The sequence below is a fragment of the Phaeodactylibacter xiamenensis genome (genome assembly GCF_965229835.1).
Taxonomy (GTDB): domain Bacteria; phylum Bacteroidota; class Bacteroidia; order Chitinophagales; family Saprospiraceae; genus Phaeodactylibacter; species Phaeodactylibacter xiamenensis.
This window is the reverse complement of the sequence record NZ_OZ245931.1, coordinates 6,447,918-6,467,803: the sequence shown is the minus strand read 5'-3', so window position 1 is coordinate 6,467,803 and position 19,886 is coordinate 6,447,918. Positions and strand designations below refer to the sequence as shown.

The window sequence follows — 19,886 nt, the reverse complement described above, 5'->3', positions numbered from 1 at the left end:
TACCTTTTTCGTATCTTTTCACCAATGAAAGCAACCGTTTCCATAGCAGAACACGAGGCCGTTTTGGCCGAAAATGCGCAACTCAAATTCCGTTTGGAGAAGTTGGAGCGTATGCTGTTTGGGCGTAAGAGCGAACGCTTTGTAGCGGATGCTCCACCGGCCGGACAGCTCAATATGTTCGCTGCCGGCCAAGAGGCCGAAGCGGAGGGGGCGGAGATGGCCCCCTTGCGGGAAAAGATCAGCTACGAGCGCAATAAGCCGGTGGCAAAAAAGAAGCATCCCGGGCGCACACCGCTGCCGGAGCATTTCCCGGTAGAAGAAAAGGCCCTGGAACCGGAAGAAGATACTACGGGCATGGTGCGTGTTGGCGAGCACATCACCGAGTATGTGGAATATACACCGGCGGAGCTGAAGGTCATCCGGTTGATCCGCCCCAAATACGCCAAGCCCAATACGCGGGTGGATGAAAACACCGAGTTTGTTTGTGCACCGCTGCCTAGCCGCCCCATTGAAAAGAGTATTGCCTCGGCTAGTCTGCTAGCTCACATTATTATCAATAAATATATTGATCATTTGCCTTTTTACCGGCAGATCCAGCGTTTTAAGCGCAATCATGACTGGGCGGTCCACAAATCAACCATCAATAGCTGGTTTGTAGCCGTTTGCACCCTACTCAAGCCGCTATACGAAGTCCATCGCCAGCAGATATTGGAACAGGCCTATCTGCAAGCCGACGAATCAAAAATAAAGGTCTTGACCAAAATCCTCAAAGACAAGAACGGTAATCGTATCAAAGTAGATACCCGTAAAAAGGGCAGCAAACAGATGCTGGGCTGGATGTGGGCAATACGTAGCCCACAGACCGGGCAGGTGCTGTTTGTCTATGAAGATAATCGTGGCCAGAAGGCCGCCAATACTGTATTGAGCGGCTTCCAGGGCGGCTTTTTACAGACCGACGGACTGGGCTCCTACAACCAGATCGCTGCACGTGCCGATGTAGAACGCCTGGGCTGCTGGGCACATGTGCGGCGTAAGTTCTTCGAAGCACAGGGCAATGATAAAAAACGAGCCCAGCATGCTCTGGGACTGATCCAGCAGATCTATGGCCACGAACGCAAAACCGCAGAATATACCCCCGAAAAACGTAAGGCCTATCGGGAAGAGCATCTACTGCCTTTGTTCCAGGAGTTTAAAGACTGGCTGGATGAGCAATGCGTCTATGTCACCCCCAAAAGTGCAATGGGGCAGGCCTTCACCTATGCCCAAAACCAATGGCCCACTTTAGTAACCCTATTCCAGGACGGCCGCCTACTCATCGATAATAACCATATCGAAAACAAAATCCGGCCTCTGGCCTTGGGCAGAAAGAACTATCTCTTTGCCGGGTCCCACGAAGCCGCTCAGCGGGCCGCCATGATCTACAGCTTCATGGCCAGCTGTAAGGAACATCAGATCAATCCTTACCAATGGCTTAAAGACACCCTCGATCGTATCCCTGATACCAAGCTCTCCGAACTCAACACCCTAATACCCAGCCCCCAGTGGAAACCGATGGAGCAAAACACGTAGTTGCTCGGACGCTTACTTTGGGTGGATCAACATCCATTATGCTATAAATCATTCCTCTTATTGAAAAGTTTTTATTTGCCCATTCCTCTTTAATCACTTCTTCAACACTATTCTCAGTAAGGCTTTTCTTTACTCGTCTTAGAGTATTTAAACTTTCGTCTAACCAATTTTCATATATGTCAATGAAGCTCTTATCCTCAATCTTTTCAAATCTTCCGTCGCAATCAAAAAACATCAAACCTCCTTCTTCTTCTCCATTTACAATTAGACAATATTCCATTCCACAGCCATAATCAAACAATTTTATATATCCAGATATCTCATCTAACTCTACCATATCGCAATCAATCTTTCTGGGATCATCACAGTTCCTCAATAGCTTTTGTGTTCCGATATATGGTGGATTTATGTTCTTTAGTTCTAACCTTTCTAATCCATATCCACAACCTGCCCCACCATTTCCTACGTATTTAAGAAACTCTTTGTAGTTATTTGAAATTGAGATTTGATAATCTTTTTCGATTTTATTTATTTCTTCATCACTCAGAGTTTTATTCAATTCATATTTATGTCTGCTTGATCCGAAAATTGAAAATCTTTTATCAAGATTCTTTAACTCTTCTAGCTTCTCTTTTATAGCTTCAATTCGATTCATATTTCTCTTTCCTAATTGAGCAGAACGGCCAGGCTACGTGACGTGCCGGACTCTAAATTCACCATTTTCGTCTCGTTTCACAAATGCTAGCGCAGCGGCTTTTCAATCTCCATTTTCCTCTCGAAGATTTTTACCGGCATGGCATGTAGCCATTGTTAGCGGTAGTTGCGCGCGCTTTTCATCTTCAGTTTAAATTACTTCTAATTCATGGTCTTCCAGCTCAATCTGAAGTTTGACATCTGTTTTTAATGCATCAAATACTCTCATCAATGTTCCTATCGATACATTTTTTGTGCTATTCTCCAGTTTTGATATTTGAGCCTTTTTTACTCCTATCATGTCTCCCAATTCTGATTGGGTCAAATCTCTTTCTTTTCTAATCTTTTTGATTGCTTCTCCTATCAGCTCTAATTTCAATTCAAGTTCGTATGTCTTTCTGGACAAACTCTCTGGTTTACCAATATATTTGTCTTTAATTTCTTCAAGGCTATATTTTTTCATCGCTCCTACTGTTTTTAATCGTCTGATGTTGAGTCAAAATAATCTTGCATCAATTTCTCAGCTTTTTCGATCTCTCCTTTAGGGACTTTACTTGTTTTCTTTATCATTCCATGAGTTGAGATCACAAGTGTATTCTTATTGTCTCTCTTGTCCCAAAAGGCAAATAACCTATATTGATTCTTCTGATATTTTGTCCGGAATTCCCAAATCTCTTTTGTAAGCTTCTTAAACAGTTTTGGGTCATTCACATATCTTGACTTATCGATATTGAAGATTATTTTCCTCCTTGATTTCTCGTCTAAACTTTCTAGGAATTCAACTGCATCCTCTAAAAAGTCGACTTCAAATTTTGGGTTCATTTCTTGTTACATTGAACTCCAAATTTACTTGAAAGTTTATTTAAAAGGAAACATTTTTTCAAGATTTAAATCAAAATCTCTCTATTCAACTGATATTCAAATTCTTATATTGAGCGCGCATTACCGCTAACGGCCAGGCTACACGCAGTGGGGGATTTTTCCATCAACCCTTTCTGTTCCTATTTCAAATATACAGCGCAGACAGCAAAAAGACGAAATTGGCGAAGCTTGGCTTTTTGATGGCTGTGCGGATTTCTTACCCACACTTTTCATTTCTAAGACTTTACCCCCATTGTGTGTAGCCCTGTGTTGGGTGCAGGGCGGGTTGGCTGTGAGCCCGAGCAATTGCCGCACATAAGAGCCCTAAGGCGAGGATGTGCGCAGTGCAGGGCGGGCGGGAGGGCTCCCCCCGGTAGGGCTTGCACCCAACGGCCTGTGCATGCGCCGTGCCGACCATCGGGAGGCATGGACGTATGCACTATGTTGCACGCATTCACAAATAAATCGTTCCCCCTTTTATTTGAGTTCCTAATTTGGGTGTGACGGATTTTTGATGTAATTATTAAGCTGCATACCGCATTCTCTTTTTCCAATATTGCTCGTATCTGCCCGCAGACAGCTTGAGCGCACGGACGATAAGCATATCATCGGCATGCACATTAAGCCACCTCATGCCACTACCTCCCAAACGGGCTTTGATCAGCGTCTTGCACCCTGCCTCTACGGTGCCGGAACCGATAGGCAGCCCTTTTTCCTGCATTTGAAAATAATTCATCCGGTGCTGCTGGTTTTCCAGGTATACAACTTGCTGGCGGGCGATTTCGCGCCGCTTCTGCGTCTTGACACCCGCAGCCGCCTGACGCGCGCGCTCCACAACGAGGGCTGCGCCGCCCGGCTCGTTCAGCAGCGTACTCTTTTGCTGGCTTACCCACTGCGCACGTTTTTTGGAGGGCAGGGGCATTACTGCAGCCAGTTTGTAAAGCCGTTCAGTGACGTGGTAGTAGTCCGTTACCTGGTAGTCGGTTAACCGCTCCAGCTGTGTCCAGTTGTCGGGCGCCCCATCTGCAACCCCCACGTAAACCGGCCGTAGCCCAGCCTCTTCGAACTGTGCCTTAAGCCGCTCAGCCTCTTCTTCCAACAGATGGGTGAAAGCCCCTTTTTTCTCTTGCGCGCCAACCCCCAAGTAAATAGAGTGCAGCAACTTGCCCTCATGCCCGTAAAGGCTGATTACGCCGCACATCGCTTCCCGGTAGCCCGGTTTGCGCTTAGGCTTGCCAGGCAGGCCGTCAAGAAGGTGCACCATCGCACCGTCCCGGCTTATGCTCACTGAGCTGACCCCGCAAAGGCTTACCTCTTCCGGCATGGCGTAAGACCAGCGGCTTTCTACTTCTTTAGCGTGGCGGCTGATGCGCAGGCTCACATCACGCACAAGGTCTTTGCTCACTTCGACTTCATGGTGCTCCTTAAACCGGGCTGACACTTTCCTGGCTGAGCCCTCACAATAGTCGCTAGCCAGCAGCTTGGCCAGCCGTGGCGTCGATTTGCCTACTATGCCTGCCGTGCTGTCAGCTGGTACGTAGCTCACGCCGCCACAAACAGGCTGGTAGACGTGGCGCTTGACGCAGACTTTGCCGTAAGGTGTGGACATTAACTTTTTTTTCGCCCCTTGCTCGAAAGGCGCTGCCCTTTGTGGGTGATGGCAGTACCATCCGTATCGAAACGCTCGGCGGCAGCGCGCGTGGCGAGTTTGCCTGCTTCGTTTAGGGCTAGCTGTATCGCTTCTTCCTGGCTCAGCATGCTGCCGTTAAGCTCCATATCAACCTCTATCGTGACCTTACCCCCATCTTGCTTTACTATTCGTGCGCTCATACCTTCTTTTTGCTTTAAGATACGTATCTTTCTGTACATCAAAAATCCGTCACACCCCCTAATTTACTCAAATAAGAGTTATCAAATATAACTTGACTTAGAGAAATACTTTCGCATTCGTGGTACTTTATCTTACCAAAATCAATTGTCAAATCTGCCTCTTTAATCACCTTGTCTCTTGCTAAAACCGCCTCTCTCATAATAAGGCTCATATTACTATTTCTCAATAAAATTTCATCTAGAATTCCAAGTATAGCCATCATGGGATCAACATCAAATAGCTCATTTGAATCATTCGGCAGATTTTCAATATTGTTCCATCCATATGAGATGTTATGGATTATAAGTTTGTTTTCAGAATCGGTAGAAAAGAAATTAGCTAGGGGCAGATATCCTGTATCATTGTAATTATAGCAATGTCCTATAGAAGTCAGAAGATTACTTGGATGATATATATGAATATTCATTTGATTGAAATCGATATTTTTAATTATTGCCTCAAATAAACACAATACTGTGTTTTTAAATTGATCAGGCCATAATTTATGGTTCGACATAGTATCCTTTACCTCTTTGATTAAATCGGTTTCTTCAGGACAAACTACAGTTTCGAACACTCCACCTGCTGAATGGTCTCTTCCTTTTAATTTATAAATTATTCTGCCAATATCCACACCTCTCGGATCTGAATTATAAATTCCGAATGCATGAACATTACTAATACTCCATCCCTGTTCTCCTAACATACTTGTTAATTTAACCGGATCGGATTCCTCTATTTCATCGCTATAAATATACTTATCCAACAATGTATAAATACGATCTTCCAATGAATAAAGCAACTCCTCTCGTGTAGTTTCATCGTCAAGCAGTTCCTTAATATCTTCTCTAAACCTTCCATCTAAGTCAATAATTCTAGTATACCTTTCTATTGGGTATCTTAGAATAGCTACATAACAGCCATATTTATAGATTATTCTACTATTTTTTTCATTTTCAATATCAAGTGTAACAGCCCCCTAAATACTCTGACAAAAGTCTAAAAACTTTTTTAGAGATTTAGATATGGAAAAGCAAGAAAACAGAGGCCGGAAATTCAGCAAAAAGGAGAAGCTGGAGATTCTGGATGAAGCTAAAGCTTATGGGGTCAAAGTAACTTTGGCGAAGTATGATGTGTACCCTGCAACGTACTATTACTGGAAAAAGCAGTATCAAGCTGATGGTGCTGATGGCTTAGACCATAGCGTAGCTAAGGCCAACCGGAGCCGGATACGAGAGCTGGAAAACGAACTGGTCCATTACAAGCTCATGCTTGCAGAAGAGCAGCTGAGAAGCCGGTTAAAGGATGAGCTATTGAAAAAAAAGTACCCAGAGTTGAGAAAGTAATGTTAGCAAAACAATACATGTCGCTGGGTTTGATGCGGGAGGAAGTGTTAACGATAACGGGGCTTACCCGCCATGATTTATACTATCAGCCAACGGGCCGAAAAGTAGGCAAGCAAGCCACCCATTGGACACTGTTCAAAGACCCAGTAACTCAACTCTTAACGCGTCGTAGTAACGAGGAAGTAGTCACCGGTATTATCTCTATTTTGGCTGATAAAGATTTGCCAAATTGGTATCGTTTGGTGAGTGCTACTTTACAAGTCCGAGGTTGGTATATCAACCATAAAAAAGTGTACCGGCTGGAACAGGAAAATGGCCTTTTGTGTAAGGCCAGAAAACGTAAAGGGCGTAATTTTGTCCAGTACCGCAGAGTATGCCCGCAAGGCCCATTAAGGATCATTGAAATGGATATCAAGTACGTCTGGGTAGCTGGAAAGTCCTGCTACGCCTACGTCCTGACGATATTGGATACTTTTACCCGCTTTGCCTTACATTGGGCTGTAGGCTACGTCATGAAGCAAGAACAGATCAAGGATGCCTGGGATCAGGTCATCGTGAAATACTTGCAGCCAGCGGACTTGCTCAAAGCTCAAATCAGCGTCGAAATACGCAATGATAATGGCAAGCAATTTTGCAGTAAAATGGTCCAACAATACTTTCGGGACAATCACCTTAATCAGGTTTTTACGCATCCTTACACGCCCGAGGAAAATGGCCACGTAGAGAGCTTTCACAAGACCTTAGGCAGCTCTTTGAAAGGAGCCTGTTTCCATACGCTCAAAGACTTGGAAAACCGGTTGAATAAGTTCTACCAGACTTACAATAACCACCGCCAGCATAGCTCTATAGCGATGCTCAGTCCGAGTATGTTTTGGGCACTCTGGGAGGATAACCAAATCGAAATGGAAACCTTCGATAAAAAGAAAGCTCGGTTCAAATTGAGGCTAAGTCTTCAGGATGTTTTATCTTGGAAAGAGATACACCGCTATGACTGTTCCTTCGGGTAATCAGAACCAGCAGGTGTTCCTCGCAATAATGAGGTTCCCTCGATGGGGCCTCATTATTAAAAACGTAATGGTAGGCCTACGCATTACTACCTTCGGTACAATCGTCACCGTTGGTGTTCTCGCAGAGCAAAGATAATACCATCACGAATGATTATTATTCACTAATAGAATTTTGTCCGATTCTTAGGGGGCTGAACCATCAAGTATAACGAAGTCATCTATACCTAATTTTATTAGCTTACATGAAATCATTTCAGTAAAATCATTACGTTTTTCTCTAGTAATAAAAAGATCTACCGAATGATTGGGACTAAACTCTCCATGCCTCCGAGGTATATTAAGTATCGAAATTCTTTGTGCCGATTTAACGCTCCATTCATTATTTACAATCAATTGATAACCCTCTATTTGAAATCGAGATGCGAATTCAGAAAAAGGGTATATAAGCTCGTTCCATTCTGAAGATGCAAGTATCAGCCTAACTTCGCTGTCTTTTAGACCAAACTTTTGTTGAACAAACACTTTGTATTTAAGTAGTTCATGAATTGCTTGTCGAGCTGCTTGATTTGATCTTTTTATTTCGATAACTACAACTCGATTCTTGTTATCCTTAGCTAGAATATCAATAAACCCTTTCGTTTTCACCTCCAGCTTTGGATCAATAAAAAATTCTTTTTCAATAAGAACTAGACTTTGATCAATAATATTTAATCTTTCAGCAAGGTTATCTCGTATTTTTGATTCCATTTTAAATTACATGTCTTAGGTTTTACTCATATTTCATTTTTCGATTGCGTGCAACGGCCCGGCTACGTGCCGTGCCGGACTCTAAATTTACCATTTTCGTTTCATTTCACAAATGCTAGCGCAGGCAGCAAAAGGCGATCTTGGCGAAGCCTGGCTTTTGCTGCCTGTGCGGTTTTTTTCATCTTCATTTTCCTCTCGAAGATTTTTACCGGCATGGCATGTAGCCATTGTTGGGCGCTTCCATTTTATTCGTCGTAAACCCAAAAAAGCGACCGTTTTACCGATTCTGGATACTTCACAAGGGCCATTTTTACTGATTTTTTCAATCTTCTTGAACCGGTTCCCTAATTCTGATGATCTCAAATTGATCTTGAAAACTGATCCCAATTTACCGATTTCAAATTCTTGATCTTGAAAGTCAATCTCCCAAATTGATCCAAATTTCTAATCTTCAGTCTTCAATTTGATTCAGCTAAATTTCAGTTTTTCAGGTCGATCTCAAATTCAAGTTGACCAATTCAATCTACAGATTTTCAATCTCTAAAATTTCAACTTGATTCTCGACAACCCGATTCAATTTGATCAGGTTCTTATTCGGTGAAAGGTTCAAATTTCTTGATCTTATCCCCTATTCAATTCGACGGTTTACCCAATTCTTGATTTTCCGTATCGAGGCCCTAAACGCAACCTCTCTCCAAAAAACTCAATTTCTTCTTTCGACGATAGGGAGCGGTAATTGTTAAGGATCTCAATTATTCGGGACAACGGATTACCCGATAGAAATACTGATTTTACATTTTTCTGCCTGCCTAATTGGGCTATGCAATCAATTACCGTAACAAACAAAACTCGGGTACTAAAACCAATTCTTCCCTATTTTCAAAGGCAGGCTTAATCTCTAATCGTTTGTTTATCAAATCCTTATTCCCAAATGGAGTGCGCCCAACGGTCTGCATAAATGGCGTGCGCCCGCATAGGGCGGATGACCATTTTATGCTTTGTTACAGCGAGTTTTCTTTTTTTATTCCTTTTTATTCATATCCAAAAATGAAATATCTGTATCTAAAGAACCAATATAATAAGGACTTCTTTTGAACCAATTTGAAATGCTTGAAATCATGGTTAGTTCGGTATAAACCATATTTGAAAACTCGTATTCATCGGTATTAGATTTGATTATTTCATCACCAAAAATCTGTGCTGCCTCTGCTCTATCAATTACGAATCCGTGGTCTTTATATTTATATACTAATTCTTGAGCAATATCCTTTTCTGACCTTTTTAAATTTTCTTTATGAGTCAAGAGAAGTTTTTCAGCATATTGCTGGGCAGATTCAGCTACTCTTTCATAATAGCCGATTTGTATTAAGGGTAAAGATTTATTCAAATATTCAGCAAACATCGATGACGATTCTTGATGAAGTTTAACCAATTCGGCGATATGTTCAACAGAATTTTTTAATCCTAATGCTGGCAGTCCATTTATTTGAGGGTCAATTGGACCAAGTTCAGATAAACTTCCCATGTGAATATTATTGGCTGCACAACAAATCATCGTAGCTGCAGATTTTGCAAATCTTGGTACAGCTACATGAAATTCATTTTTAGCGTATTCTCTACATAATTTACCAATGAGGTAAGCTGATGCCGCAGAACCACCTCTTGAGTAAAGAATCAAAAGAATCGGTTTACTTTCTGTAAATTTCGTAACAGCGTTATAAATCTTATCAGAATCTCCTTTTACAAGTGAGTTTTCATCAAAAAGGATTAGAACATTATATTTATCGTAAATAGGATTTTTGGAAAGTTTAGCTTTCAGATATTGACTAATTATTTTAGGACAATTTCTTTTAGCCTCATCCGTACCGTTTTCACCGTACGCTCTAAAAAGAGCATTAATTACGTCCTTTACATCAATAGCTTTTTCTTCTTCTTTCTTAATTTCTGGCGCAACAGGTTCTTCTTTAGTTTTTTTGGCAATAGGTTTTTTGGCTACCGCTTTTTCAACTTTTTCTCCGTCTTGAACATCTTTTTTTTCTGACTTCATGGTTTATTTTATTTTTTATTAATTCGCTGTAACGGCCCGGCTACGTGACGTGCCGGACTCTAAATTTACCATTTTCGTCTCATTTCACAAATGCTAGCGTAGCGGCTTTTCAATCTCCATTTTCCTCTCGAAGATTTTTACCGGCATGGCATGTAGCCATTGTTGGGCGAATTAAGATTCGTTTACAATTGTTTCTACTCGCAATACAAATTCACCTAAATCATTATTTCTAATATCTTCCCAATTCATAGCCTTAGCAATTTTCAATGGATAGTCTTTCCTTTTTAGACTTAGATTACCAATGTTTTGCTTCTTAAGAGGTATTTCATGTATGATTTCATGATCATCTTCTACAGTAACCTTACTACCAAAAACTTTTTTGAGTGCTTTTATCGTATAGTAATTTTCGATAGAATATCTTGAAAGAGTAAATACTTCAATATTTTGCTCTGCACATTTATTTAAAAAGACTGATCTATCTTCACTAGGATCGTTATCTAATAACGAAATAACCCTACTAATCTGGGAAATCACAGATAAATCTTGAGAATTCATTATTGCACCTCCAAGTGCCCATATTTTTATGTTATACTTTGATAGCAATCCTCTTTTCTTTAAAAATTCCCCAATCACAAATTTATCCGATGGACCTTCTACTAAAATGATTAAATCACTTATGAGATTATCTGTTACTTCATACCCTAGCGTCTCTAGTAAAACAGCTTGGTTATTAGCTTCTTCTATTTTTACTCCTTTTTCGTATGAAATTTTAAATACTTTATCGATGTATTTAATATCTAAAAAGATGTTTGAATGAGTTGCAATGAAGAATTGCATATTTTCAAAACTGCAGAGGAAGTCAAAAAGCTTTCTTTGCAACCCAGGGTGTAAATGGTTTTCAGGTTCTTCAATAAGCACTAAGCTCTTCTCTTCAGATAATATAATAATACAAACAATGTAAAGTACATCTCTTAAACCCAAACCACATTTATCTGCTTGAATTAACCCCGAATCAGAATAGCCGAAAAAAAGGGTTAAATTCAAATCTTTATCAGCCTTAACCTTAAATATTGCTCCTTCCGATATTTCTTTAAACTTTTCTTCAATCAATGAAAACTGTTTTAACTCTTCTTCTTTTTCAGATTGATTTAGATAAAATAAGTACTTTAACAAGCTTTTCTGACTCAATTCATTTGTGACCGTTTTTACCTTAATCTCTCTTTTAGGCTTTATGAATAGTTTTTCTTTCTTACTTTTTTTTGTAAGTGATTCAATTATCATTTCAGCGGATTGTCGTATTCGACTTTCGTGAGGAAATAAATGCCATTCATCTTCCTCCATATTTTCTGTGTACTTCCAATTTTCTTTAATTCCCTCTTTATTAATGAAGCTGGTTAACTTCATAATATCCGAAGACCATATCAAGTTATTGTCTTCTATAAATCTCTGCATATAACCTTTATCAAAAATATCATTTATTACAGCTTCTAACTTAGAGTCCCCAAAATTTAAAACTAAAATAGGATCCCCACTTTCTGACAAGCCCAAATATTCACCGAATGACCATAATAATTTATCGTATACTTCACCTTGATTCAGGTTAGAAGTGTCAACTCCAACTGAAAAATTATCATTCCGTATAGCTTGAAGAATTGGAGTTCCCCCAAAAAACTAGACAGGTAGCTTGATTTATAAAAACCCTTAAATTAGCTATCATGAGCAGAAGAAATTTCAACGCTGATTTCAAGACAAAAGTAGTCTTGGAAGCCCTCAAGGAGGTGAATACTTTGGCTGAGATTGCCAATAAGTATAAGATCTACCCACAGCAGATTACCAATTGGAAAAAGGAGTTTTTGTCAGGCGCCTCTTCGGTTTTCCGCAAAGGCAAGGCACTTTCCGGCAAATCGGAGGCCGAACTTGAAAAAGACCGGCTGATGCGCAAAATCGGGGAACAGGCCATTGAAATCGATTTTCTAAAAAAAAGGCTGCCCTGATGCCACTAGCAGAAAAACGGCTGCTTCTGGACAGCAGCCACCCCAAGTTGAGCTTGAGCAGGCAGTGCAGGCTGTTGAGTATTAACCGGTCCTCGCTATATTATAAACCGAGGGCAGCTTCGGAGCTGAACCTGGAGCTGATGCGCCTGATGGACAAGCATTACATCGACCACCCCTACAAAGGCGGCCCAAGGATGTACGTTTACCTGACCCAGGATAAAGGCTACAAAGTCAGCCGCAACCGGGTCTATCGGCTGTACTACGATGTGATGGGGCTCAGGGCTGTTTTCCCGGGCCCTCACACCTCGAAGCGGGGCAAAGACCATAAAGTTTATCCTTACTTATTGAGGGGCTTAGCAATTGAGCAGCCTAATCAAGTCTGGGCTACCGATATCACTTACATCCCGATGCCAAGAGGCTTTTTGTACCTTACAGCCATCATAGACCTGTACAGCCGATTTGTGGTCAACTGGTCTTTGTCCAATACAATGGACGCTGAATGGTGTGCAGGCTGCTTTGAGGAGGCTGTAGCTGAATGGGGCGCCCCTCAAATCATCAATACAGACCAGGGCAGCCAATACACCAGCGATGCGTTCACCAGCGCTGTGCTGGGCAAAGAAGTGAGGCTAAGCATGGACGGCAAGGGGCGGGCAACGGACAATGCGTTCATCGAAAACTTGTGGAAGATGGCCAAGTACGAAGACATCTACCTTAAAGCTTACGAGGACGGCATAGAGCTGCATAACGGCTTGGCCCAGTACTTCTATAATTGGAATTTCCACAGGCGGCATTCCAAGATTGGGGACAAGTACCCGAGCCAGTTGTACCTGCAATCTAGGCCAGCCTTATGTCAATGAACTTATCCACATTTTTGCTGTGGAAATCAAAAGAAAAAAAGAAGCAAAAAAAGAAAATATTATGATGATTATGAATGTGTTTTTTGTTTAATTTGTAAATCATAAATACAGCTAAAGCTGTCTAGACAATTGGGGTAAGTCCAAATTGTTGATTTCCCACTATTGTTTTTACCACATAAAACATTAACCCTCCCCAATGCCAAAAAGTCAGAAGGCCTACTTGTTGTATTAGATATTCGGATATATTTATACATCTACTATTAATTTATTTCGCCCAACGGCCCGGCTACGTGACGTGCCGGATTCTAAATTTACCATTTTCGTCTTAATTCACAAATGCTAGCGCAGGCAGCAAAAGACCAAACTGGCGCAGCCTGCTTTTGCTGCCTGCGCGGGTTCTTCAATTTCCATTTTCCTCTCGAAGATTTTTACCAGCATGACATGTAGCCATTGTTGGGCGCAGGGTCTAAATCTTTATTATTTTTTGAGAAAAAATTTGATTAGAAGAAACAACTTGTATAAAGTAGACTCCTTGTATTAATTCCTCTAAATCAATTTGATTGTGGTTGAATGGTAATTTTCCAACTTTAATTATTTTTCCCTGCCCGTCGATAACTCTATACTCAAAATCATCAGAGTCCGTATTTTCAAAACTGATATTTAGAGTATTTCTCAACGGATTGGGATATACTTTAAAAGATGGAGTTGAAATATTATCCAGGCTAGAAACAGTAGATTCAATAATTCTTTTGAATGAATAAAATTCTTCTTTCGAAAATACGGTATGTCTATTCCCAGCACTCCAAGTTAATACACCAAAGTTGGTGTAAGAGACGTCATTATCAATGCTTATCATAGGACTTCCGCTTTCACCAGGAAAACCTACAACTTGATTTACTCCAACCAAGTTAGAGTTCACATTTCCAACAAGATCAAAAGTGCCATACTGATAATACAATGTATCACCATTAAATTCATCAGAAAAATTTGGGAAAATATTAGGATAGGCAAACTTGTAGTAAACTTTGTTTATGTAGTCATTTAATTGTTCAAAGAACCCTATTCCTAACCAACCTGTAGTTAGGCCTATGTTATCATCAATCTGAATAACTGCTAAATCAGGATCGAGATCCCATTTTTCAAAATGGAAAACTTTAGAAGCATATCTACATGAGAAAACACTTGAAGGTTCACCATTGTCATATGCGGGGCAAACAAGAATAGAGTCATATAAGAGAGAATCTGGATTATTTGAGGATAAACTAAATAGGCAATGTGCAGATGTTAAAATTTGATTTTTACCAATAAATGCACCGGAACAAATACTGGTCAAGGAATCATTCTGATTGGCAAAAATCTTGACTGAGGTTCTAAATGGGTAGGAATTAATATCGTATTGGTCAGCAACTTTCACCCTATTTGTAAAGTTCGTTTCGGGGATAACGTTTTCAAATGGCGTAGAAGTTGGCAGAATAACTGTAGGATAATCAGCGCTTCCAATATAATGTGATGTACTATCAGCTGTTAAGTTAGGTAAGTTATCCAGTGTATCTATAAAGGAAATCTCATTATTGAGTAAATCATGTACCATTAATCTCTTTTGTTGAGAGAATACCAAAGTAGAGCTTATTGAGAAAACGAAGAGAATAGTTAAACTTTTCATACGTGCTAGTTGATTTATGATTTGAGTAATGATATCGTAGAAACGATTAATCATCTCCTATATTCGAAAGTGCCTATATTTAACAGTCTTAAAAGTTATGTTTCTAATACTTTGAAATATTAAATTTAGGAGTCGTTTCCTGTATCGTTTATTTTGACTGCCTTGCGCCCAACGGCCCGGGCTACACGCAGGCCGGGATTCCTGAAAATAATCTTTTCATCCCATTTCACCAAAATAGCTGCGGCGGGCAAAGGCGAAATTGGCGTAGCCTGGCTTTGAACGCCGCAGCGGACTCTTTTTCTAATTTTTCAATGGAGGATTTTACCCGGCTTGTGTGTAGCCAATGTTCACAGCATTCGCGTTTTATTCGATATTGCCATAACAAGCGGCCATTTCTCTATTTTCGGAGACGAGATAAGGGGGCTTTTTCCAAGTTTACCCAATTCTCCGATTTTGATAACCGATTTTCAGGCAAAACTGATACCCTCATTTATTTTATCGCCCGTAAAACCAACTTAACCCAATGAAAATCATCCAATTATTCTCCTGCTAAATCTATTCAATGCACCTGCGAACCCTAAAAAACCAATCCTATTCGGGCATGAAACAGTTATTTGCTAGTTGATTTTCATCTGCCGTTTTGATTTTCATAAGCCCCCTGGACGCGGACTCCTTTCCTGATACCGTTTTCCTTTCCATCGGACGGGGCCGCGGTAACTCTTGATCTAATTTTTCAATTCGGGCTATCCCAATTCTCGTAAACCAACTAAAAAACTGTAGAACTTCTCATTTACCCCGCCTTAACAGACTTTTTCTCCAATGGACTAACCAGTTTATACCCAGTTTCTGAAAATTATTACTCGGGCATTTTCCATTTCCAGGCGGGGAGAATCCTTATTTCAAATTCTTACTGATACCTTTCATCAGTTGCGCGATTGTCTGTGAACGGCCCGGCTACGTGCCGTGCCGGACTCTAAATTTACCATTTTCGTTCCATTTCACAAATGCTAGCGCAGGCAGCAAAAGGCGATGATGGCGCAGCCTGGCTTTTGCTGCCTGCGCGGGTTATTCCATCTTTATTTTCCTCTCGAAGATTTTTACCGGCATGGCATGTAGCCATTGTTCACAGCATTCGCGTTTTATTCGATTTTACCATAACAAGCGGCCATTTCTCAATTTTCGAAGACGAGATAAGGGGGCTTTTTTCAAGTTTACCCAATTCTCCGATTTCGGACCACCAATTTTCAGGCAAAACTGGTACCCTCATTTATTTTATCGCCCGTAAAAACCAATTTAACCCAATGAAAATCACTCAATTATTCTGCTGCTAAATCTATTCAATGCACCTGCGAACCCTTAAGATTCCATCTTATTCGGGCATGAAACCTTATTTGCTCATTGATTTTCATTTACCGTCTGATTTTCATAAGCCCCCTGGACGCGGACTCCTTTCTTGATACCGTTTTTATTTCCATTCAACGGGGCCGCGGTAACGCTTGATCTAATCTTCAATTCGGGCTATCATGATTCTCCTAAACCAACTATAAAACTGTAGAAATCTCTTTTGCCCCGCCTTAACAGATCAATTCTCCAATGGACTAACCAATTCATCCCCAGTTTCTGAATACTGATAATCAGGCATTTACCTTTTTTAGGCGGGGACAAGTTTTCATTTCAAATTCTTACAGATACTGTTTTCTGTTGCGCGATTGTCTGTGAACGGCTAGGCTACACGCAGTGGGGGATTTTTTAACAAACCCTCTCCTTTTTATTTCAAAGATACAGCACAGACAGCAAAAAGACGAAATTGGCGAAGCTTGGCTTTTTGATGGCTGTGCGGATTTTGATTCACCTTTTTCATTTCTAGGATTTTACCTCCATTGTGTGTAGCCCTGTGTTGGGTGCAGGGCGGGTTGGCTGTGAGCCCGAGCAATTGCCGCACATAAGAGCCCCCAAGGGCGAGGATGTGCGCAGTGCCGGGCGGGCGGGATGGCTCCCCCCGGTAGGGCTTGCACCCAACGGCCCGGCTACGTGACGTGCCGGACTCTAAATTTACCATTTTCCTTTCATTTCACAAATACTAGCGCAGGCAGCAAAAGACGAAACTGGCGCAGCCTGGCTTTTGCTGCCTGCGCGGGTTTTCCATCTCAATTTTCTTCTCGAAGATTTTTACCGGCATGGCATGTAGCCATTGTTGGGCGCTTCCATTTTATTCGTCGTAAACCTAAAAAAGCGACCGGTTTACCAATTCTGGATACTTCAAAAGGGCCGTTTTTACCGATTTCTCAATCATTTTGAACCGATTCTCTAATTCTGATGATCTCAAATTGATCTTGAAAACTGATCTCAATTTACCGGTTTCAAATTCTTGATCTTGAAAGTCAATCTCTCTAATTGATCCAAATTTCTAATCTCCAGTCTTCAATTTGATTCATCTAAATTTCAGTTTTTCAGGTCGATCTCAAATTCAAGTTGGCCAATTCAATCTACTGATTTTCAATCTCTAAAATTTCAACTTGATTCTCGACAACCCGATTCAATTTGATCAGACTCTTATTCGGTGAAAGGTTCAAATCCTTGACCTTATCCCCTATTCAATTCGATGGTTTACCCAAATTCTTGATTTCCCGTATTGAGGCCCTAAACGCAAAATCTCTCCAAAAAACTCGATTTCCTTTTTCGATGACAGGGAGCGGATATTGTTAAGGATCTCAATTATTCGGGACAACGGATTACCCGATAAAACAACTCTATTTTCCTTTTTTGCCTGCCTAATTGGGCTATACATTCAATTGACCGTAACAAACAAAACTCGGGTTGCAAAAACCAATTACTCCCGATTTTAAAAGGCAGGCTTTCTACCTAATCATTTGTTTATCAGTTTTTTATTCCCAAAATGGAGTGCGCCCAACGGCCCGGCTACGTGCCGTGCCGGATTCTAAATTTACCATTTTCGTCTTAATTCACAAATGCTAGCGCAGGCAGCAAAAGACCAAACTGGCGCAGCCTGCTTTTGCTGCCTGCGCGGGTTTTTCAATTTCCATTTTCCTCTCGAAGATTTTTACCGGCATGGCATGTAGCCATTGTTGGGCGCAGGGTCTAAATCTTTATTATTTTTTGAGAAAAAATTTGATTAGAAGAAACAACTTGTATAAAGTAGACTCCTTGTATTAATTCCTCTAAATCAATTTGATTGTGGTTGAATGGTAATTTTCCAACTTTAATTATTTTTCCCTGCCCGTCGATAACTCTATACTCAAAATCATCAGAGTCCGTATTTTCAAAACTGATATTTAGAGTATTTCTCAACGGATTGGGATATACTTTAAAAGATGGAGTTGAAATATTATCCAGGCTAGAAACAGTAGATTCAATAATTCTTTTGAATGAATAAAATTCTTCTTTCGAAAATACGGTATGTCTATTCCCAGCACTCCAAGTTAATACACCAAAGTTGGTGTAAGAGACGTCATTATCAATGCTTATCATAGGACTTCCGCTTTCACCAGGAAAACCTACAACTTGATTTACTCCAACCAAGTTAGAGTTCACATTTCCAACAAGATCAAAAGTGCCATACTGATAATACAATGTATCACCATTAAATTCATCAGAAAAATTTGGGAAAATATTAGGATAGGCAAACTTGTAGTAAACTTTGTTTATGTAGTCATTTAATTGTTCAAAGAACCCTATTCCTAACCAACCTGTAGTTAGGCCTATGTTATCATCAATCTGAATAACTGCTAAATCAGGATCGAGATCCCATTTTTCAAAATGGAAAACTTTAGAAGCATATCTACATGAGAAAACACTTGAAGGTTCACCATTGTCATATGCGGGGCAAACAAGAATAGAGTCATATAAGAGAGAATCTGGATTATTTGAGGATAAACTAAATAGGCAATGTGCAGATGTTAAAATTTGATTTTTACCAATAAATGCACCGGAACAAATACTGGTCAAGGAATCATTCTGATTGGCAAAAATCTTGACTGAGGTTCTAAATGGGTAGGAATTAATATCGTATTGGTCAGCAACTTTCACCCTATTTGTAAAGTTCGTTTCGGGGATAACGTTTTCAAATGGCGTAGAAGTTGGCAGAATAACTGTAGGATAATCAGCGCTTCCAATATAATGTGATGTACTATCAGCTGTTAAGTTAGGTAAGTTATCCAGTGTATCTATAAAGGAAATCTCATTATTGAGTAAATCATGTACCATTAATCTCTTTTGTTGAGAGAATACCAAAGTAGAGCTTATTGAGAAAACGAAGAGAATAGTTAAACTTTTCATACGTGCTAGTTGATTTATGATTTGAGTAATGATATCGTAGAAACGATTAATCATCTCCTATATTCGAAAGTGCCTATATTTAACAGTCTTAAAAGTTATGTTTCTAATACTTTGAAATATTAAATTTAGGAGTCGTTTCCTGTATCGTTTATTTTGACTGCCTTGCGCCCAACGGCCAGGCTACGTGACGTGCCGGACTCTAAATTTACCATTTTCCTTTCATTTCACAAATACTAGCGCAGGCAGCAAAAGACAAAACTGGCGCAGCCTGGCTTTTGCTGCCTGCGCGGGTTTTCCATCTCCATTTTTCTTTCGAAGATTTTTACCGGCATGGCATGTAGCCATTGTTGGGCGCTTCCATTTTATTCGTTGTAAACCTAAAAAAGCGACCGTTTTAACGGTTCTGGATACTTTAAAAGGGCCTTTTCTACTGATTTTTCAATCTCATTGAATCGATTCCCTAATTCTGATGATCTCAAATTGATCTTGAAAACTGATCTCAATTTACCGGTTTCAAATTCCTGATCTTGAAGACTAATCTCCCAAATTGATCAAAATTTCTAATCTCCAGTCTTCAATTTGATTCGGCTAAATTCCAGTTTTTCAGGTCGATCTCAAATTCAAGTTGGCCAATTCAATCTACTGATTTTCAATCTCTAAAATTTCAACTTGATTCTCGACAACCCGATTCAATTTGATCAGACTCTTATTCGGTGAAAGGTTCAAATCCTTGACCTTATCCCCTATTCAATTCGATGGTTTACCCAAATTCTTGATTTCCCGTATTGAGGCCCTAAACGCAAAATCTCTCCAAAAAACTCGATTTCCTTTTTCGATGACAGGGAGCGGATATTGTTAAGGATCTCAATTATTCGGGACAACGGATTACCCGATAAAACAACTCTATTTTCCTTTTTTGCCTGCCTAATTGGGCTA

General features: G+C 40.4%; 18 protein-coding genes. 7 read left to right on the top strand and 11 right to left on the bottom strand.

The features are described from left to right. Positions 1-24: 24 nt before the first annotated feature. The gene (tnpC, locus tag ACO08I_RS24790; RefSeq protein WP_421947415.1) at positions 25-1,569 is read left to right on the top strand and encodes an IS66 family transposase; all 1,545 of its coding nucleotides are present in this window, start codon (positions 25-27) and stop codon (positions 1,567-1,569) included. On the opposite strand, the gene ACO08I_RS24785 is transcribed toward tnpC, so the two are convergent. The 6 genes from ACO08I_RS24785 to ACO08I_RS24760 form a co-directional block, all read right to left on the bottom strand. Beyond that, positions 1,517-2,224 carry an SMI1/KNR4 family protein gene (locus ACO08I_RS24785; RefSeq protein WP_421947438.1) on the bottom strand — a complete coding sequence of 236 codons (708 nt, stop codon included), beginning with the start codon at positions 2,222-2,224 and terminating at the stop codon, positions 1,517-1,519. The two genes, tnpC and ACO08I_RS24785, sit on opposite strands and share 53 nt — an antisense overlap. Before the next feature lie 189 nt (positions 2,225-2,413). Next, positions 2,414-2,725: a helix-turn-helix domain-containing protein gene (locus ACO08I_RS24780; protein WP_421947437.1), complete on the bottom strand. Its 312-nt coding sequence runs from the start codon at positions 2,723-2,725 to the stop codon at positions 2,414-2,416. 14 nt (positions 2,726-2,739) lie between these two features. Then, positions 2,740-3,084 carry a type II toxin-antitoxin system RelE/ParE family toxin gene (locus ACO08I_RS24775; RefSeq protein ID WP_421947436.1) on the bottom strand — a complete coding sequence of 115 codons (345 nt, stop codon included), beginning with the start codon at positions 3,082-3,084 and terminating at the stop codon, positions 2,740-2,742. Positions 3,085-3,646: 562 nt separating this feature from the next. Then, on the bottom strand, positions 3,647-4,732 hold the full coding sequence (locus tag ACO08I_RS24770) for a hypothetical protein (RefSeq protein ID WP_421947395.1): 1,086 nt from the start codon (positions 4,730-4,732) through the stop codon (positions 3,647-3,649). Beyond that, positions 4,732-4,953, bottom strand: a complete 222-nt coding sequence (locus ACO08I_RS24765; protein ID WP_350177394.1) for a hypothetical protein — start codon at positions 4,951-4,953, stop codon at positions 4,732-4,734. The genes ACO08I_RS24770 and ACO08I_RS24765 overlap by 1 nt, the downstream gene beginning before the upstream one ends. Positions 4,954-4,991: 38 nt before the next feature. Beyond that, a complete protein-coding gene (locus ACO08I_RS24760; RefSeq protein ID WP_421947435.1) occupies positions 4,992-5,699 on the bottom strand; it encodes a hypothetical protein in 708 nt (235 codons plus the stop codon). Positions 5,700-6,018: 319 nt separating this feature from the next. Here ACO08I_RS24760 and ACO08I_RS24755 point away from each other — a divergent pair, with 319 nt between their 5' ends. Both ACO08I_RS24755 and ACO08I_RS24750 read left to right on the top strand, forming a co-directional pair. Beyond that, a complete protein-coding gene (locus ACO08I_RS24755; RefSeq protein WP_421946841.1) occupies positions 6,019-6,339 on the top strand; it encodes a transposase in 321 nt (106 codons plus the stop codon). Further along, positions 6,339-7,346 (top strand): transposase, encoded by a 1,008-nt coding sequence (locus tag ACO08I_RS24750; protein WP_421947434.1) that lies wholly within the window; start codon positions 6,339-6,341, stop codon positions 7,344-7,346. The genes ACO08I_RS24755 and ACO08I_RS24750 overlap by 1 nt, the downstream gene beginning before the upstream one ends. 183 nt (positions 7,347-7,529) lie before the next feature. Here the strand turns inward: ACO08I_RS24750 and ACO08I_RS24745 are convergent, their stop codons facing one another. After that, positions 7,530-8,093, bottom strand: a complete 564-nt coding sequence (locus ACO08I_RS24745; RefSeq protein ID WP_421947433.1) for an endonuclease NucS domain-containing protein — start codon at positions 8,091-8,093, stop codon at positions 7,530-7,532. Positions 8,094-8,205: 112 nt separating this feature from the next. Between ACO08I_RS24745 and ACO08I_RS24740 the strand changes: the two genes are divergently transcribed. After that, positions 8,206-8,502, top strand: a complete 297-nt coding sequence (locus tag ACO08I_RS24740) for a hypothetical protein (protein WP_421947407.1) — start codon at positions 8,206-8,208, stop codon at positions 8,500-8,502. Positions 8,503-9,114: 612 nt separating this feature from the next. Here the strand turns inward: ACO08I_RS24740 and ACO08I_RS24735 are convergent. Next, positions 9,115-10,140: an SDH family Clp fold serine proteinase gene (locus ACO08I_RS24735; protein WP_421947432.1), complete on the bottom strand. Its 1,026-nt coding sequence runs from the start codon at positions 10,138-10,140 to the stop codon at positions 9,115-9,117. 171 nt (positions 10,141-10,311) lie between these two features. After that, a complete protein-coding gene (locus ACO08I_RS24730; protein ID WP_421947431.1) occupies positions 10,312-11,688 on the bottom strand; it encodes an ATP-dependent nuclease in 1,377 nt (458 codons plus the stop codon). A gap of 167 nt (positions 11,689-11,855) precedes the next feature. On the opposite strand from ACO08I_RS24730, the gene ACO08I_RS24725 reads away from it, so the two are divergent. Together ACO08I_RS24725 and ACO08I_RS24720 are read left to right on the top strand one after the other, a co-directional pair. Then, positions 11,856-12,134, top strand: a complete 279-nt coding sequence (locus ACO08I_RS24725; RefSeq protein ID WP_044220061.1) for a helix-turn-helix domain-containing protein — start codon at positions 11,856-11,858, stop codon at positions 12,132-12,134. Beyond that, the gene (locus ACO08I_RS24720; protein ID WP_421947430.1) at positions 12,134-12,991 is read left to right on the top strand and encodes an IS3 family transposase; all 858 of its coding nucleotides are present in this window, start codon (positions 12,134-12,136) and stop codon (positions 12,989-12,991) included. Before ACO08I_RS24725 ends, ACO08I_RS24720 begins: the two co-directional genes overlap by 1 nt. A 466-nt stretch (positions 12,992-13,457) precedes the next feature. Here ACO08I_RS24720 and ACO08I_RS24715 read toward each other — a convergent pair whose 3' ends face one another. Next, positions 13,458-14,654 (bottom strand): T9SS type A sorting domain-containing protein, encoded by a 1,197-nt coding sequence (locus ACO08I_RS24715; RefSeq protein WP_421947429.1) that lies wholly within the window; start codon positions 14,652-14,654, stop codon positions 13,458-13,460. Between the two features lie 1,004 nt (positions 14,655-15,658). On the opposite strand from ACO08I_RS24715, the gene ACO08I_RS24710 reads away from it, so the two are divergent. Then, positions 15,659-15,985 carry a hypothetical protein gene (locus tag ACO08I_RS24710; protein ID WP_421947425.1) on the top strand — a complete coding sequence of 109 codons (327 nt, stop codon included), beginning with the start codon at positions 15,659-15,661 and terminating at the stop codon, positions 15,983-15,985. A 1,768-nt stretch (positions 15,986-17,753) separates the two neighbouring features. Here ACO08I_RS24710 and ACO08I_RS24705 read toward each other — a convergent pair. After that, on the bottom strand, positions 17,754-18,950 hold the full coding sequence (locus tag ACO08I_RS24705) for a T9SS type A sorting domain-containing protein (RefSeq protein ID WP_421947429.1): 1,197 nt from the start codon (positions 18,948-18,950) through the stop codon (positions 17,754-17,756). Positions 18,951-19,886 lie beyond the last annotated feature (936 nt).

Bases quoted from the DNA above. Each gene is read 5' to 3' on its own strand.
- tnpC (WP_421947415.1), top strand. From the start codon at position 25: ATGAAAGCAACCGTTTCCATAGCAGAACACGAGGCCGTTTTGGCCGAA.
- ACO08I_RS24785 (WP_421947438.1), bottom strand. From the start codon at position 2,224: ATGAATCGAATTGAAGCTATAAAAGAGAAGCTAGAAGAGTTAAAGAAT.
- ACO08I_RS24780 (WP_421947437.1), bottom strand. From the start codon at position 2,725: ATGAAAAAATATAGCCTTGAAGAAATTAAAGACAAATATATTGGTAAA.
- ACO08I_RS24775 (WP_421947436.1), bottom strand. From the start codon at position 3,084: ATGAACCCAAAATTTGAAGTCGACTTTTTAGAGGATGCAGTTGAATTC.
- ACO08I_RS24770 (WP_421947395.1), bottom strand. From the start codon at position 4,732: ATGTCCACACCTTACGGCAAAGTCTGCGTCAAGCGCCACGTCTACCAG.
- ACO08I_RS24765 (WP_350177394.1), bottom strand. From the start codon at position 4,953: ATGAGCGCACGAATAGTAAAGCAAGATGGGGGTAAGGTCACGATAGAG.
- ACO08I_RS24760 (WP_421947435.1), bottom strand. From the start codon at position 5,699: ATGTTAGGAGAACAGGGATGGAGTATTAGTAATGTTCATGCATTCGGA.
- ACO08I_RS24755 (WP_421946841.1), top strand. From the start codon at position 6,019: ATGGAAAAGCAAGAAAACAGAGGCCGGAAATTCAGCAAAAAGGAGAAG.
- ACO08I_RS24750 (WP_421947434.1), top strand. From the start codon at position 6,339: ATGTTAGCAAAACAATACATGTCGCTGGGTTTGATGCGGGAGGAAGTG.
- ACO08I_RS24745 (WP_421947433.1), bottom strand. From the start codon at position 8,093: ATGGAATCAAAAATACGAGATAACCTTGCTGAAAGATTAAATATTATT.
- ACO08I_RS24740 (WP_421947407.1), top strand. From the start codon at position 8,206: ATGCTAGCGCAGGCAGCAAAAGGCGATCTTGGCGAAGCCTGGCTTTTG.
- ACO08I_RS24735 (WP_421947432.1), bottom strand. From the start codon at position 10,140: ATGAAGTCAGAAAAAAAAGATGTTCAAGACGGAGAAAAAGTTGAAAAA.
- ACO08I_RS24725 (WP_044220061.1), top strand. From the start codon at position 11,856: ATGAGCAGAAGAAATTTCAACGCTGATTTCAAGACAAAAGTAGTCTTG.
- ACO08I_RS24720 (WP_421947430.1), top strand. From the start codon at position 12,134: ATGCCACTAGCAGAAAAACGGCTGCTTCTGGACAGCAGCCACCCCAAG.
- ACO08I_RS24715 (WP_421947429.1), bottom strand. From the start codon at position 14,654: ATGAAAAGTTTAACTATTCTCTTCGTTTTCTCAATAAGCTCTACTTTG.
- ACO08I_RS24710 (WP_421947425.1), top strand. From the start codon at position 15,659: ATGCTAGCGCAGGCAGCAAAAGGCGATGATGGCGCAGCCTGGCTTTTG.
- ACO08I_RS24705 (WP_421947429.1), bottom strand. From the start codon at position 18,950: ATGAAAAGTTTAACTATTCTCTTCGTTTTCTCAATAAGCTCTACTTTG.